Source organism: Vibrio sp. 11-4(1) (genome assembly GCF_013048625.1).
Classification (GTDB): Bacteria; Pseudomonadota; Gammaproteobacteria; order Enterobacterales; family Vibrionaceae; genus Vibrio; species Vibrio diabolicus.
Map to the genome: position 1 here is coordinate 721,168 of NZ_VHSY01000001.1, position 14,891 is coordinate 736,058.

Sequence of the window (14,891 nt, forward strand, 5' to 3'; positions counted from 1 at the left end):
AAAAGGATTGAACATGAGCAACTCACCAATTCAAGCAGTGATCTTTGACTGGGCTGGCACTATCGTCGATTTTGGCTCTTTTGCGCCAACCAGCATCTTTGTGGAAGCGTTCAGACAAGGCTTTGATTTCGAAATCGACCTTGAAGAAGCGCGCGAACCAATGGGGCTTGGTAAGTGGGATCACATCCAAGCTGTGGGTCGCATCCCTGCCGTTGATAAGCGTTGGAATGAGAAGTTTGGTCGCTCAATGACCAACGAAGACATCGACGCTATCTACGCAGCATTCATGCCGCTGCAAAAAGCAAAAGTGGCTGACCACGCAGAGCCAATCCTCAACGCAGTTGAAGTGGTAAACGGTCTGAAAGACAAAGGCATCAAGATCGGTTCTTGTTCTGGTTACCCTCGCGAAGTGATGGACGTACTGATTCCAGTTGCAGCGGATTGCGGTTACAAACCAGATTATGTGGTAGCAACGGATGACCTACCGCAAGGTGGTCGCCCTGCACCATTTATGGCACTGAAAAACGTGATCGAGCTGAATGTAACGGACGTTAACGCGTGTATCAAAGTGGATGACGCTGCACCGGGCATCGATGAAGGTCACAACGCCGGTATGTGGACGGTGGGTCTTCTGCTTTCTGGTAACGAAGCAGGTCTAACGTTTGAAGAATACCAAGCTGCGGACGAAGCAACACTTAATGCCGCTCGTGAAAAAGCGCGTGCAAAATTGATCAAGAGCTCGCCGCATTACCTCATCGACACCATTGTTGACTTCCCAGAAGTGGTTGCAGATATCGAACGTCGCCTAGCAGCGGGCGAACGTCCGTAGTTTTCGCTCGCGAATTCAGAATGTAAAAAGCCTCTCCATATTGAGAGGCTTTTTGTATTTATGGAAAGCGGAAGTGTCAGTTAATCGCGGTACTTGCTCGACGCTTTAGCTTAAAGCCCATACTGGTTGGCCTTTCTTCTGGCTCACCTTTGATGGCATGCAACAGTTTTTCTGCCGCCTTGGTGCCCATGCGCTCGTAATCAAATTCTGCCGATGTCAAACTTGGGTAAGCGTGCTCCCCCATAGAAGAGCCTTCAAGGCAAATAATGGCAATGTCGGTCGGGACTTTGAGCACGCGGCGATGGCACTCAAAGAGCGCACCAATTGCTATCTCCTCATGGCTACACACCAAAGCATTCAAGCTTGAATCGCGCAGCAATAACTTCGCCAATCCTTCCGCACCCAATTGTGAAGATGGCGCTTCATGAGTCGTCAGAAAATGATCTGGGGTGAGATAGTTTTCAATCATCGCACTTTGCCAACCGTGTAACTGGCGTTGCAACGTTGAGTGATTCCCGCGCGCCCCAATAAAACCAACGTTCTTAAAACCTTGTTCAATCAGGTGTCTGGTGCAGGCCTTACCCACTTCGAAGTGATCCACGCCAATGTTGAGATAACTGGCCTTTGAGCTCAGTTCGGCAATCTCTAACACTGGCGTATTTGACGCCTCTAACAGTTGATGCGTTCGCTGACTATGCTCACTTCCAAACAGTACGACGCTCGCAGGACGGCTCTCTAAAAAGGTCGAAAGCAACTTTTCTTCTTGCTCAATCGAGTAGTCGCTGTAACCCAGTAATAATTGATAACCAGCTTTGTTTAACGCCTGTTGGAAGCTTGGTAAGAAATGCGCGCATGCTTTTTCAAACAGTGACGGAATGATAAGAGCGATGGAATAACTTTCTGCAGATGCGAGTGCCCCTGCGGCTTTGTTCGGGATATAGCCGAGCTCATCAACCACTTGTTGAATTTTTTCTCTCAGCTTGTCAGATACTAGCTCGGGCGTTCGTAATGCTCGCGACACCGTCATAGTGCCTACGCCTGCTTGCTTGGCGACATCAGCCAAAGTGACATTGCCGGTACTTCTTCGTTTGCGAGGTTCGCTCATTGTTCTTATTTAATGTTCTCTAATTTCAGCTGCGACATCTTATCACAGCGCTTTAATGGTTTTGATATTAGCGCATTAGAACTCGAACACCAGCACATGAAACTTCGATGCCTGATAAAAATGATAGCGCTATCACAATTAATGGTAGCGCTATCAGATAGCGCTACCATTTGTGATCACTCTCAGGTTTTTCTGGCAAATTGATCGATAAAGTACGCAGCAACAAAACAACAAATCGGAAACATTCCAATGCTACGTGAACTGATTACCTCTGATGTCATTCGCATCCATTCTGACGCAACCGACTGGAAAGATGCGATCAGCAAATCTTGTGAAGCTTTGATTGAAAATGGCGCGATAGAACCAAGTTACGTTGAAGCAATTTACCGCTCGCACGAAGAGCTTGGCCCTTACTACGTGGTAGGTCCGGGCATGGCGATGCCACACGCTCGCCCTGAAGATGGCGTTAACCGTTTGTCACTGGCGATCACGGTGATCCAAAACGGCGTCAACTTTAACTCTGAAGAAAATGACCCAGTAAAAATGCTGGTCACGCTAGCGGCAACGGACAGTAATAGCCACGTTGATGCGATTTCGAAACTGGCAGAATTGTTTATGAATGAAGAGCATGTAGAGGACATCTGCAACGCTCAAAGCAAAGAAGATGTTCTTGCGATCATCGACAAATACTAAGTTTTACTCCTGACATACCCCATTCACAAATGGGTATACCCCCTATAAAAAAGAAAAGGTCTGAATTATGAAAATTATGGTTGTTTGCGGTCACGGTCTTGGTACTAGCTTAATGATGGAAATGAGCATCAAAAGCATCGTAAAAGAATTGAACGTCGATGCCGCAGTGGATCACATCGATCTTGGCTCAGCAAAAGGCACAAGTTGCGACATTTTCATCGGCACAAAAGACATTGCAGAACAGTTGGAAGCACTTGGCGTTGAACAACGTATCGTAGCGCTTGATAACATGGTCGACAAAGTCGCAATGAAAGAGCGTTTATCTGTGGCACTTCAAGAGCTTGGCGCTCTATAAGGTGGTGTTATGGAATTCTTCAGTTTCTTAATGAACGATGTCCTATCAGAGCCAGCGGTTCTGGTCGGTCTCATCGCTCTAATCGGCTTAATTGCTCAGAAAAAACCGGTCACCGAGTGCATTAAAGGCACGGTAAAAACCATTCTTGGTTTCATCGTGCTTGGCGCAGGTGCAGGCTTAGTTGTGAGCTCGCTAGGCGACTTTGCGACCATTTTCCAACACGCATTTGGCATTACAGGCGTGGTACCAAACAACGAAGCTATCGTCTCTATCGCTCAAGAAGCGTTTGGTAAAGAGATGGCGATGATCATGTTCTTCGGTATGTTAGTGAACATCTTGATCGCTCGCTTCACGCCATGGAAATTCATCTTCCTAACCGGTCACCACACACTATTTATGTCGATGATGGTAGCAGCGATTCTGGCATCTAGCGGCATGAAAGGTGTTCCACTGATCGCGCTTGGCTCTGTGGTTGTGGGTTCTGTAATGGTGTTCTTCCCTGCGATCGCTCACAAGTACATGAAGCAAGTTACAGGTTCTGATGACGTTGCGATTGGTCACTTCTCTACCCTTTCTTACGTGCTAGCTGGCTTTATTGGCAGCAAGTTCGGTAACAAAGAACACTCTACTGAAGAGATGAATGTCCCTAAAAGCTTGTTGTTCCTACGTGATACACCAGTGGCGATCTCGTTCACCATGGGCATCATCTTTGTGGTGACGTGTTTGTTCGCTGGCGGTGATTTTGTCCGTGAAGTCAGTGGCGGTAAACATTGGTCTATGTTTGCGCTAATGCAATCCATCACATTTGCAGGTGGTGTGTACGTTATCCTGCAAGGTGTACGTATGGTTATCGCAGAAATCGTTCCTGCATTTAAAGGCATCTCAGACAAACTGGTTCCAAACGCAAAACCTGCACTGGATTGTCCGGTTGTGTTCCCATACGCACCAAATGCGGTATTGGTGGGCTTCCTATCGAGCTTTGCAGCCGGTCTAGTGGGCATGTTCCTGCTGTACGTGATGGGGCTTACTGTGATTATCCCTGGTGTAGTTCCACACTTCTTTGTGGGTGCGGCTGCGGGTGTATTTGGTAACGCAACAGGTGGTCGTCGCGGCGCAATTCTAGGTGCGTTTGCACAAGGTCTACTGATTACTTTCCTACCTGTCTTCCTAATGCCGGTACTGGGTGATCTTGGCTTTGCAAACACAACATTCAGTGATGCTGACTTCGGCATTGTAGGTATCCTACTTGGCCTGATTGTGCGCTAAGCTTTTATTCTTATGAATGCAGAATTAGGCTCGTCGGCATTCATCTCTCAAAGGCTCTAGCAGGAAAAGCACTCAAACAAAACGCCCCTCACGTGAGGGGCGTTTTTCATATTGAGGCTATCTTATTGAGACAACAACTTTCTCGTTGGTTCTTGCTCGGTGTATTCAACGGATTCATTACCAGATAGCTTATCGACGTCAGCTTGTTCGCCGCTCACCACCAGTACCTGTTGCTTCACCAACGCATCAACCACTTTAAGGTTATGTTGACGAAGAAGCGCTCTCACTTCGCTCTCTTTCCCTTTGTGATACTTAACAAAGTAACGCGTAGGTTGTTGCTCAGCTTGTTCAGAACGTTCATCCACGAGCGGAAATCCTTGATTGTTCGCCAAGCTGGCCGAGCTTAGTCCGATTGCCAATAGTGCGGTAGCACTCACCGCAGACAAAGAAAGTAAGGTCAACTTCTTCATAGCCACTCCTTATTGAAAAGTCAGAGTCCAACTGTTGATTGTGCCTGTGTCTCTTCTGGCACTGTCTACCGCTTTTAGTTCCCAAGAACCTTGTGATTCAAAACCAGAGAAATCCGCTTGGAAAGTGGCTTTGATATCGTTAGCGCTGCCGCCAGTATTATCGTGAAGCACGACTTCTCCACCAGTCGGTGAAGTTAGCGTCACTCGTAGGTCACCGATGTAAGTGTGGCTAATATCAACGTCAATACTTACTGTACCTGAATCACCAGAGCGATCGACATCTACTGCGCTGATTGCGCCAGAAGATTTGTTGTCAGGAATCGCAACAGGGCTGGTGTTTGAGAAGCTAGAGTCCGAAGAGCTACCGCCACCGTCAGGACCGTTACAGCCCGCATCCAAGAACAGTTTCGCCGCTTCCGCATTCACTAGGCCGTGACCTGTGCGGTTGTCTCGTCCAGCGACATCAATGTCTGTTGCCGTTTGAACTAGGGCATTACGTACTTGCGCTGCTGTACACGTTGGGTGGTAACTCCACACCAAGCCTGCTACGCCAGTTACATGAGGTGTTGCCATCGATGTACCATTGTAGTACTCGTAATCTTCACCAGAGGTGGTTGAAACCGTAATTTCTTGACCAACATACCCCAACAGCTCTTGACCAAATGCACGGTCAACCGTCACCGAAACCATGCGATAAGCGTTGTTTGTGTCAACCAAGAATGGGTTTTGTAAACCAGGTAGTTCAGAGTTGCTGTATACGATTGCCGCTCGTGCACCTGCATTGTAACAAGCTTGAACCGCATCCACTTCTGGGTAGTTACCTGAAGACTGGTTGCCAATACGTTCAGTCAAACAAATTTTGCCCGACATATCACCACAGTTAAAGTTACCGCCAGATACATCACAGCTATCTAGCATTGCTGTTACTGAACCAGCGATTGGATCTGGCACATACGAAGAGCCGTTATTGATCAAACGATTGTGAGGGACAATACCGCGATCAAATTGGCTTACGCCATTCAAGGTAATATCAGAAAGTTTACCTTCGCCTACCGTAACCGTTGATAAGATCGCCACACCTGGGCCAGAGATCTCAACTTGATCAGTAGATTGCGAGAACGCCGCATGATCATTTTGGTTATCGACAGCAGCAACAGACATAACTGAATCGTAAGAAGCTGGGTAGCTGTGTGCGGTGTTACCGTCATTACCAGCTGCGGCGATTAGCAGAACGCCTTGATCGTAAATGTTTTGCAGTGCATTTTGCTCAGTTCGGCTTGATTGACTACCACCAAGACTCATGTTCACAACGTTGGCACCATTATCTGCACACGTTTGGATCGCTTTAACAAGTCCAGATGAGTAACCCCAACCTGATTCGTTAAATACTTTCACGATGTGCAAATTCACATTCTGGTTTGGCATCACACCCTTCACACCTTCGGTGTTGGCAATCGCTGCGATAGTACCTGCAACGTGAGTACCGTGGGCGTTATTGTTACCCGGATCGCTCCATGATCCTGTACCACTATCGTTGGTACCTGCAACACGGTTACCGCTTAGGTCGTTGTGCGAGATGTCGTACCCTGAATCGATAATACATACAGTGCGATTACCAGCATTGAAGTCGTCTAACTGTTGAGCATTAACCGCTTCATAACCCCACGGGGTAGTTTCGCTGAGCAAATAGCGAGGCGGATCGACTTCGACATATTCCACATCACTGCGATTACGAAGTGGTTCTAAGTCATCACCATCCAACTCAACGCTGTAAATGGCGCGATTACCCAGTTTTTCCACCTTACGTGCCTTCACCTGTTGTAAAACAGACTCCTGCGCGATTCGTGGTCCCCAAAATGAGTTACCACCCATTGAAGATCGGCTGACGGCATCTTCTTTGAATTTGACGATGTACTTCGTCGGTAACTTAGATTCATCAAATCCCATTGGTGGAGCCGCAAACGCTGACATAGAAGTGGTCAGTGCTATCGCTACGGCAGACAACGAAAATAAGCCTTGTTTTTTACTTGTTGTGTAGTGCATTTGCCCTATTCCTTATTTGAGCTAATTTTTATTCACTATATTCTCATGAAAAGTCATCACCATGATGTTCGCATGAGAGCTTCAGCTATAGTTTATAGGCCAAAAATGCCAAACAATTTGTTTCATGAATATACAACTTTGTACAAAAGATCATTCAATAAACATTTTTAGTTAACATCAAAAAGCATAAACAAAACCTTATAAAGCAATCACTTAATTAACGAAAAGTGCATGTTAAATTAATGTTAGTGAGTAATTATTCTAAATAATACACATTTAATCGATTGCTATGCTGAATGGATTTTTTGACCGTGGTGCCAAAACTGAAATATTGAATATTTAGTTGTTGACTGTCTTGAGTATTTACTCAGAATTAGAAGGTTTAGTGAGAAAAATTCTCATCTAAATACTGTTATAGCCGAGCGTATTCACGTATTCGGAACCATAACCATTACAAGAAGAGTGAATGATGAAAAAAACAATCACACTATTAACTGCATTACTTCCGCTTGCCTCTGCCGTTGCAGAGGAGCCAACATTATCACCAGAAATGGTTTCTGCGTCTGAAGTGGTCAGCACGCAAGAAAATCAAACCTATACTTACGTTCGCTGCTGGTATCGTACGAGCCACTCTAAGGATGATGCGGCTACCGACTGGAAATGGGCAAAAAACCAAGATGGTAGTGACTTTACTATCGACGGTTATTGGTGGAGCTCTGTTTCATTTAAAAACATGTTCTACACCAACACTTCACAAAACGTGATTCGCCAGCGCTGTGAAGAAACACTAGATCTGGCGAACGAGAACGCAGACATTACGTTTTTTGCTGCTGACAATCGCTATTCTTATAACCACACGATCTGGAGCAATGATGCTGCAATGCAACCAGATCAAATCAACAAAGTAGTGGCTTTGGGCGACAGCTTGTCTGATACAGGCAACATCTTTAACGCTTCCCAATGGCGCTTCCCTAACCCAAACAGCTGGTTCTTAGGTCACTTCTCGAACGGTTTTGTTTGGACGGAATACGTTGCTAAAGCCAAAAACTTACCGCTTTATAACTGGGCAGTTGGCGGCGCAGCAGGTGAGAACCAATACATTGCGCTAACAGGTGTCGGCGAACAAGTTTCTTCTTACTTGACCTACACAAAACTGGCGAAAAACTACAACCCAGCAAACACATTGTTTACGTTGGAGTTTGGTTTAAATGATTTCATGAACTACAACCGTAGCGTGCCGGAAGTAAAAGCGGATTACGCTGAAGCTCTGATTCGTCTAACAGACGCGGGCGCGAAGAACTTCATGTTGATGACACTGCCAGACGCAACCAAAGCACCACAGTTCAAATACTCAACGCAGGAAGAAATTGAAACGATTCGCGCGAAAGTATTGAAAATGAACGAGTTCATCAAAGCACAAGCGATGTACTATAAAGCTCAAGGTTACAACATTTCATTGTTTGATACGCACGCGCTGTTTGAGACGTTAACCTCGGCACCAGAAGAACACGGGTTCGTGAATGCAAGTGATCCTTGTCTGGACATCAACCGCTCATCTTCTGTGGATTACATGTACACCCATTCATTACGCTCTGAGTGTGCGGCATCTGGCGCAGATAAGTTTGTGTTCTGGGATGTGACTCACCCAACCACAGCCACGCATCGTTATGTTGCTGAAAAAATGTTGGAAAGCAGCAATAACTTAGAAGAGTTTCGCTTTTAATAAGACTTTCTTATAGGTTAAACTCTTAATCATCATAAATACGTTGATGATTAAAAATGGCCACGAAATATCGTGGCCATTTTGTTTTCATATACATGAGTCTACTTTTATATTTAAATATAGATGAACAATAATTAAAATACAAAATTTCAAGTTATAAGTATTATAAACAAAACTTTTAAATATCAGCAAACCAGTAAAATCTAAACTTATTCAACATGCAATCCATTTAAATTTCATCATGGTCATTTTTGATTATTGAATTTAAAGAAGAGTTAAGTGACAAGTTAAATAAAAAATACCCACATAACACAGGTAAGACCGAGAGGAGTGTGTCATGTGGGTTTAAACGATAGTTCTCTTGCTGATTCGAACTACCAACGTTGGGATGCAATGGAAATACAAATGACTCAGAGTTTCCATCACGAACACTTTATCGCTGGATTTGCCTCTGTTTGTTAGGGAACAGTCAGCACAATAAAAATAGAGAAGTAATACCGAAAAAATAAAAATAGAGGCTATGAGTTTAATTTACACGTAAAATAATCACCACATTCACGACATGAACCCTTAATAAATTCATCAATAAATATTTATTAAGTTAAATTTATTTATTGTCAACATACTGTTAGTTTTACTCCTAAATATACTGGTCAGATTTGTTTATTTTACTGCTTTTCGTTGCAATACAATCTCTAATTAATTCATGAGAAAAAACATGCAGCGACAATTCACTCTTTCACCGATTTATTTATTAATCGGTTTAGCCTCATCGACGGCGTATGCCGGTGGTTTTCAAATTAACGAACATTCGGCGACGGGTCTTGGTCGTGCTTTTGCTGGTGATGCCGTCATTGGTGATAATGCGTCTATAGTCAGCCGCAACGCCGCAGCAATGACGCTGTTTAAACAAAATGCCTTATCGTTCGGTGTCACTTACGTCAAACCTGACGTTACCGTTAAAAATGCGCAATATCATCGAGCTAACATTAATGCAGATGTCAATGTTGGTATGGGCGGCTTCCCTCCATCCCCTCAAGTTGACATTACCCCGTCCTTCTCTCAAACCGTGACCGACATTGATGACGTCGATGGCGTTGGTCAACCAGCCGTTGTACCCAATTTTTACTTTATTCACCCTATCAACGACGACTGGTATCTAGGCTTATCGGCATACTCCAACTTCGGAACCGACATGGAGTTTAAACCAAACTATGGCGCACCTGTTTTTGGCGGTGTCACCAGCGTAGCGAGTGTCAACCTTGGTGCAAGCTTGGCATACAAGGTGAACGACCGTTTTAGTATCGGTGGTGGTATTGATGTGATTTACGGCTCTGGTGAGCTGTACCGCGACATGGACGTGGGTGTTTGCGTTGGTGGGAACATCCTTGGAAACGAACTAGAACAACGTTGTGGATCCGTAAAAGGCAACGCACTTGATGTGGAAGCTGGCGGCATTGGGCTTGGCGCGAACATTGGCATAATGTACGAGTTTAACGAACGTCATCGCTTAGGTTTAAGCTACAAGCACAGCCCTAACATAGATGCCAAGGGCGACATCCACTTTGCTGGCGAATCGTACGACTCACTTGCTATGCCACTACCGGATATTGCGGAGTTTTCCGGTTATCACCGCGTCTTACCTAAATTTGCCCTGCACTATTCTGTGCAGTGGATTGGTTGGTCAGCATTTGACAGCTTGAAAGCTGATGATCAGTTGCTAAAAGATTTTCAGTGGCAAGACTCCGCGCACTACTCCATCGGTGCGACTTGGTACGCCAATGAACGTTGGACACTTCGCACGGGTTACATGTTCGACAAAACACCTGTCGATGAGCTGACTTCGCTTTCTATCCCAGATTCGAACCGTCACTGGTTATCTGCGGGTGCCTCTTACCAATGGTCATCAGATACCACGGTTGACATCGGCATGACGTACTTGATTGGTGAAGATGTCAACGTAGAAGAGTACGCGTATGAAGGTGTTCCTGCACCTATGGTGACGGGCGTGACCCATTCAAATGCGTTCCTAATTGGTGCCCAACTCAGCCACCGTTTCTAATTTGTCAGGCAGTGATCAAACCTCTAGGTCATTGCCTTGTAACAACGCTTATCGAAGCGACCGAACAGAGACATTATTATGAACAAAACACTACTTGCTTTTTCACTCTCACTTCTCACTCTAAGCGCTGCTCAGGCTTCGGAATGGGGCTATGGCAATGACAAACACGGGCCAGAGCACTGGGGAGAAATCGCCAAAGACTGCGCAACCACGAAAAACCAAAGCCCAATCAACATCGACAACCCAGCCGATGCAAAACTGGAAGCACTGAACCTTTCGTACACTGGTCAGGTCATTGGTTTAACCAATAATGGTCATACGCTGCAAGCGCAAGTGAACGGACGTAACAGCTTCACCATCGATGGCGAAACGTTCGAGCTGCAACAGTTCCATTTCCACACACCTTCAGAAAACCAAATCAAAGGCCGCCAATATCCACTTGAAGCGCACTTTGTACACGCCAACGAAGACGGCGAGTTGGCGGTAATTTCGGTGATGTTTGATGCTGGTGATCAAAACGCAGCACTGTCTAAACTGATCAGCGCAATCCCACAAGAGAATCAAACCACGTTCTTTAAAGATACTTTTGAGATTAATGACTTACTGCCAAAAACTGCAAACTACTATCGATTTAACGGCTCTTTAACCACACCGCCATGTTCAGAAGGTGTGCGCTGGTTTGTGCTTAAAGACACTCAAACCTTATCCAAAGATCAAGCCGCGAAACTGATGGAAGTCATGGGACAAAACAATCGTCCGCTGCAACCGTTAAATGCGCGCGTTGTACTTTCTAACTAATCGCCAAATCCGATAAGGGGCATCGTATTTGCTCCTTATTTGATTCGCTCTAACCTCACTTCGTTACAGGAACCCCCAATGAAAACTCCATCTGTTCTGTCACTCTTACTCGCACTCGCCCCGACACTCGCCTTCTCTCATAACCTTTCTGTCGGTCAAACTAGCCCATCCATCAGCATTGATACCTATGGCGAAATGACGCTGCAAGGAGACGATGTGGCTTATCAACCTTGGGCAACTCAGCAGATGTTAGGCAAAGTCCGTGTGATACAAGCCATTGCAGGTCGTAGTAAAGCTAAAGAGATGAACGCGCCGCTGATGTCAGCAATCACTGCCGCTCACTTTCCTGAAGATCAGTATCAGACCACAACCGTGATCAACCAAGAAGACGCCATTTGGGGAACCGGTACATTTGTGAAATCGTCGGCAGAGGACAGCAAAAAGACATTCTCTTGGTCTTCCATGGTGTTAGACAAAAATGGCGTATTAGCAACAACTTGGGATCTACAGCAAGAAAGTTCTGCGATTATCGTACAAAATAAACAAGGCGAAATTTTATTCGTGAAAGAAGGGGCTTTAACTCAAGACGAAGTCACACACGTCATCGAACTGATTAAACAGAATATCTAAACCTAAGGTAAGGAGAAGCTATGAAACTGTTCAACACCATCGCACTCTGTCTTTTAGCGGCTGTAGCCTCTTTCCAATCGGTTGCTGGAGACAACGATTGGGACAAGATTGCAGATAAAACCGTCAGTTTTAAATCGGAAACCGACACAGTCAATCCACTGTCACCATTTGCTAACGCTCGTTTCAGCCACATCAAAATCAAATGTACGCAAGGTACGGTCGATCTGAAAAGCGTTAAAGTGATCATGAAAGATGGTCAGGAAAAGACGTTCGACAGTTTAGGTGTTCTGACTAAAGGCATGTCATCAAGAAGCTTAAGCCTACCAACGAAAGATAACGCGAAATTAGACAAGATCGAGTTGAACTATGAATCGGTTGGCAGCACAGCGCTGCAAGTCGCGGGGGTGACCAAGAAAGCAAAAGTAGAAATTTTAGGTAAGAAAATCGACGAGTAAGCGATGGCTCAACGAGCTCTCCCAAACTAAAAACAGCGGCACTAGGCCGCTGTTTTCATTAAAAATTATCATTAAATGAATTTCTTCAGCTTCGCCAAACCATAAGCCGCGATAGTGACACAATCTTTGATCGTGCCGTCGATCATCATTTGTTCGAACTCCTCAACAGAAAAAGCGCGAGTGATCAAATCCTCTTCTTCACTGTCGAGTTGATTGCCCACGTCCGTTAAATCACTGGCGAAGTAGACGTGACATGTCTGATTCAAAAAGCCGTATGCGATAAACTGCGCGCCGACATACGCCATGGCGCTCGCCTGCATGCCCGTTTCTTCACGCAGCTCGCCTTTGGCAAGCTCAAGATGATCCGCATCTGGGTTTGATTCCCACGCCCCTTGTGGGATCTCCCAACAACGTTGACCTACGGTGTAACGGTACTGCTGAACCAAGTGAATCATCCCGTTATCGATAGCCAGAATCGCAGCACAATCAGGTTTGTCGACCACACCATAGATGCCCTCTGCGCCGCTCGGACGTAAAATTTTGTCCTCACGCACCGTCATCCACTTATTCTGGTAAACGACTTTGCTGTCTAACTGTTTGATGTCTGACATGGTTATTCCTTGATTTTTCTGAGGGTTACTGCGGAATAATACCCGATTCGGTTACGCCACCAAAATGTTCTTTAGTTCACTCAAAGACTCAACGGTGTAATTTGGTGCGATACGCTCATCGACGCTTGCGCCTGTGGTATTTAACCAGCAAGTTTCAATACCAAAATTATTACCACCCAGAATATCGGAATGCAGGTTGTCACCCACCATCAGTACGCGCGTTTTGCATGGGTTGCCCATTTGCTGCATCGCGTATTCAAAAATACCTAAGTCCGGTTTTGCTACGCCCACTTGTTCAGAGATCACCACTTTATCGAAGAACTCAGTCATCCCTGTGCGCTCAAGGCGAATTGCTTGCAACTCTGTAAAACCGTTGGTGATGATGCCCATTTTAGCTTTGCCTTGCAGCGCTTCCATCAGCTCTTTTGCACCTGGCAACAAGCTGCAAATATCGGCCATCGCTTCTAAAAATGCGCTGTTGAGATCTGCTGTTGTGGTATTCAACTTCTCAGCCCACTCGGTAAAACGCTTATGTTTTAGCTCATCTGCCGTTACTTTGCCGTCTTGGTAATCCACCCAAAGCGGTTTGTTTACGGTTTGGTAATGAGCAAAATCTTGTTCAGTAAAATCTACGCCTTTGCGAGAAAACATAAGCTGCAAACCTTTGAAAGCATCAAAGTGGAATAAGGTTTCGTCAGCGTCAAACAGGATCCAATCGTACTTCATTTTCTTCTTCCCAAAATCAAGGTCGTAATACTGATGCATAGTCTAGATTGTTTTCTTCTTGAAGATAATCTCTATAATTGGAAATTAATTGTATCCTTGTGCTCAACAATAAATGCTTCACGATGATAGGAGATTGATGTGAACGCGATTGCCTCCCTGCCCGTTTTTGTTGCTGTTGTCGAATGCGGCAGCTTTTCCCTTGCGGCCAAACAGCTGAATCTGACGAAATCGGCGATAAGCAAACGCATCAACCAACTAGAAGACGATTTGGGTATTCGTCTCCTTAACCGAACCACGCGTAAGCTGAGCCTGACCGAAGCGGGAGAACGCTATTTTGAGTACGCTTCTCAAGCGCTCAATCTGGCCCAGCAAGGCGTGGACGCGGTATCGGAACTGCAAGGCTCTCCACAAGGTCGGCTCAAAATTACCGTGCCGATGTCTTTCGGTGTGCTGCATATCGCGCCTTTGATCAGCGAGTTTCTCGCTCGTTACCCGAAAATTGAAGTGGATTTAAACCTCGAAGACAAAATGGTCGATTTAGTTAAAGACGGTTTTGATTTGGGGATCCGTATTGGTGAACTCACCTCTTCCAATCTAATCGCAAAACGTCTCGCCCCTTGTAAAAGTGTGCTTTGTGCCTCGCCAGATTACTTAGCGGAGTTTGGAACACCACAAAAACCAAGTGATTTAGTCAGTCACAACTGCCTGCGTTATTCCTATTTCCGTGGCGGCGTCGAATGGATGTTCATCAACAATGGCAGCGAATACAAGGTGCTTCCAAAAGGAAACTTTATCGTCAATAACAGCGAAGCCATTCGCCAGTTGCTGTTGAGAGGTTCGGGCATTGCGCAACTGCCGACGTTTATTGCAGGAAGAGACTTTGCCGCAGGAAATCTAAAACCGGTGATGGAAGAGTATTCTCTACCAGAACACGCCATTTATGCGGTGTTCCCTGAGCGCAAGCACATGCCGTTGAAAGTAAGAGCCTTTATCGATTTTATCAGCGAAAAACTCGGCACAGATTTACCTTACTGGGATCGTTACAACAGCCCAGAAAAATAACCATATTGATGATAAGTGAGTGAGAGTTCACTACTGACATGTTCTGACATTCCATCCGCGTAA

General features: G+C 45.5%; 15 protein-coding genes. 10 read left to right on the forward strand and 5 right to left on the reverse strand.

Features of this window, described 5'->3' with window-relative positions; genetic code table 11:
- Positions 1-13 precede the first annotated feature (13 nt).
- Positions 14-829: a phosphonoacetaldehyde hydrolase gene (gene phnX / locus FKN16_RS03030; RefSeq protein WP_170901962.1), complete on the forward strand. Its 816-nt coding sequence runs from the start codon at positions 14-16 to the stop codon at positions 827-829.
- 76 nt (positions 830-905) lie between these two features.
- On the opposite strand, the gene FKN16_RS03035 is transcribed toward phnX, so the two are convergent.
- Entirely contained in the window at positions 906-1,934 is a 1,029-nt protein-coding gene (locus FKN16_RS03035) for a LacI family DNA-binding transcriptional regulator (RefSeq protein ID WP_170901963.1), read from the reverse strand.
- Positions 1,935-2,183: 249 nt separating this feature from the next.
- On the opposite strand from FKN16_RS03035, the gene FKN16_RS03040 reads away from it, so the two are divergent.
- The 3 genes from FKN16_RS03040 to FKN16_RS03050 all read left to right on the forward strand — a co-directional run bounded on the left by FKN16_RS03040 (position 2,184) and on the right by FKN16_RS03050 (position 4,248).
- Positions 2,184-2,627 carry a PTS sugar transporter subunit IIA gene (locus FKN16_RS03040; RefSeq protein WP_053808137.1) on the forward strand — a complete coding sequence of 148 codons (444 nt, stop codon included), beginning with the start codon at positions 2,184-2,186 and terminating at the stop codon, positions 2,625-2,627.
- 67 nt (positions 2,628-2,694) lie between these two features.
- Positions 2,695-2,982, forward strand: a complete 288-nt coding sequence (locus tag FKN16_RS03045) for a PTS sugar transporter subunit IIB (protein ID WP_005463968.1) — start codon at positions 2,695-2,697, stop codon at positions 2,980-2,982.
- A 9-nt stretch (positions 2,983-2,991) separates the two neighbouring features.
- Complete coding sequence (locus FKN16_RS03050) at positions 2,992-4,248, forward strand: PTS ascorbate transporter subunit IIC (RefSeq protein WP_047007992.1); 1,257 nt, start codon at positions 2,992-2,994, stop codon at positions 4,246-4,248.
- 122 nt (positions 4,249-4,370) lie between these two features.
- On the opposite strand, the gene FKN16_RS03055 is transcribed toward FKN16_RS03050, so the two are convergent.
- Both FKN16_RS03055 and FKN16_RS03060 read right to left on the reverse strand, forming a co-directional pair.
- Positions 4,371-4,718, reverse strand: a complete 348-nt coding sequence (locus FKN16_RS03055; protein WP_005395359.1) for a hypothetical protein — start codon at positions 4,716-4,718, stop codon at positions 4,371-4,373.
- Positions 4,719-4,727: 9 nt separating this feature from the next.
- On the reverse strand, positions 4,728-6,761 hold the full coding sequence (locus tag FKN16_RS03060) for a S8 family serine peptidase (RefSeq protein ID WP_046873865.1): 2,034 nt from the start codon (positions 6,759-6,761) through the stop codon (positions 4,728-4,730).
- A gap of 466 nt (positions 6,762-7,227) precedes the next feature.
- Between FKN16_RS03060 and FKN16_RS03065 the strand changes: the two genes are divergently transcribed.
- The 5 genes from FKN16_RS03065 to FKN16_RS03085 all read left to right on the forward strand — a co-directional run bounded on the left by FKN16_RS03065 (position 7,228) and on the right by FKN16_RS03085 (position 12,429).
- Complete coding sequence (locus FKN16_RS03065) at positions 7,228-8,484, forward strand: type 2 secretion system lipase (RefSeq protein WP_005395362.1); 1,257 nt, start codon at positions 7,228-7,230, stop codon at positions 8,482-8,484.
- 718 nt (positions 8,485-9,202) lie between these two features.
- Positions 9,203-10,546, forward strand: a complete 1,344-nt coding sequence (locus FKN16_RS03070; protein WP_170901964.1) for an outer membrane protein transport protein — start codon at positions 9,203-9,205, stop codon at positions 10,544-10,546.
- 78 nt (positions 10,547-10,624) lie between these two features.
- Positions 10,625-11,344: a carbonic anhydrase family protein gene (locus FKN16_RS03075; protein WP_170901965.1), complete on the forward strand. Its 720-nt coding sequence runs from the start codon at positions 10,625-10,627 to the stop codon at positions 11,342-11,344.
- A 78-nt stretch (positions 11,345-11,422) separates the two neighbouring features.
- Positions 11,423-11,974 carry a YtfJ family protein gene (locus FKN16_RS03080; RefSeq protein WP_170901966.1) on the forward strand — a complete coding sequence of 184 codons (552 nt, stop codon included), beginning with the start codon at positions 11,423-11,425 and terminating at the stop codon, positions 11,972-11,974.
- Positions 11,975-11,994: 20 nt separating this feature from the next.
- Entirely contained in the window at positions 11,995-12,429 is a 435-nt protein-coding gene (locus tag FKN16_RS03085; protein ID WP_005393700.1) for a hypothetical protein, read from the forward strand.
- A gap of 71 nt (positions 12,430-12,500) precedes the next feature.
- On the opposite strand, the gene FKN16_RS03090 is transcribed toward FKN16_RS03085, so the two are convergent.
- Positions 12,501-13,040: an NUDIX hydrolase gene (locus tag FKN16_RS03090; protein WP_020834877.1), complete on the reverse strand. Its 540-nt coding sequence runs from the start codon at positions 13,038-13,040 to the stop codon at positions 12,501-12,503.
- Between the two features lie 51 nt (positions 13,041-13,091).
- Entirely contained in the window at positions 13,092-13,766 is a 675-nt protein-coding gene (gene yjjG, locus FKN16_RS03095) for a pyrimidine 5'-nucleotidase (RefSeq protein ID WP_025573851.1), read from the reverse strand.
- Positions 13,767-13,904: 138 nt separating this feature from the next.
- On the opposite strand from yjjG, the gene FKN16_RS03100 reads away from it, so the two are divergent.
- Complete coding sequence (locus FKN16_RS03100) at positions 13,905-14,828, forward strand: LysR family transcriptional regulator (RefSeq protein WP_005384329.1); 924 nt, start codon at positions 13,905-13,907, stop codon at positions 14,826-14,828.
- Positions 14,829-14,891 lie beyond the last annotated feature (63 nt).

Bases quoted from the DNA above. Each gene is read 5' to 3' on its own strand.
- FKN16_RS03055 (WP_005395359.1), bottom strand. From the start codon at position 4,718: ATGAAGAAGTTGACCTTACTTTCTTTGTCTGCGGTGAGTGCTACCGCA.
- FKN16_RS03065 (WP_005395362.1), top strand. From the start codon at position 7,228: ATGATGAAAAAAACAATCACACTATTAACTGCATTACTTCCGCTTGCC.
- FKN16_RS03040 (WP_053808137.1), top strand. From the start codon at position 2,184: ATGCTACGTGAACTGATTACCTCTGATGTCATTCGCATCCATTCTGAC.
- FKN16_RS03085 (WP_005393700.1), top strand. From the start codon at position 11,995: ATGAAACTGTTCAACACCATCGCACTCTGTCTTTTAGCGGCTGTAGCC.
- FKN16_RS03035 (WP_170901963.1), bottom strand. From the start codon at position 1,934: ATGAGCGAACCTCGCAAACGAAGAAGTACCGGCAATGTCACTTTGGCT.
- FKN16_RS03050 (WP_047007992.1), top strand. From the start codon at position 2,992: ATGGAATTCTTCAGTTTCTTAATGAACGATGTCCTATCAGAGCCAGCG.
- FKN16_RS03070 (WP_170901964.1), top strand. From the start codon at position 9,203: ATGCAGCGACAATTCACTCTTTCACCGATTTATTTATTAATCGGTTTA.
- phnX (WP_170901962.1), top strand. From the start codon at position 14: ATGAGCAACTCACCAATTCAAGCAGTGATCTTTGACTGGGCTGGCACT.
- FKN16_RS03060 (WP_046873865.1), bottom strand. From the start codon at position 6,761: ATGCACTACACAACAAGTAAAAAACAAGGCTTATTTTCGTTGTCTGCC.
- FKN16_RS03090 (WP_020834877.1), bottom strand. From the start codon at position 13,040: ATGTCAGACATCAAACAGTTAGACAGCAAAGTCGTTTACCAGAATAAG.
- yjjG (WP_025573851.1), bottom strand. From the start codon at position 13,766: ATGAAGTACGATTGGATCCTGTTTGACGCTGACGAAACCTTATTCCAC.
- FKN16_RS03045 (WP_005463968.1), top strand. From the start codon at position 2,695: ATGAAAATTATGGTTGTTTGCGGTCACGGTCTTGGTACTAGCTTAATG.
- FKN16_RS03075 (WP_170901965.1), top strand. From the start codon at position 10,625: ATGAACAAAACACTACTTGCTTTTTCACTCTCACTTCTCACTCTAAGC.
- FKN16_RS03080 (WP_170901966.1), top strand. From the start codon at position 11,423: ATGAAAACTCCATCTGTTCTGTCACTCTTACTCGCACTCGCCCCGACA.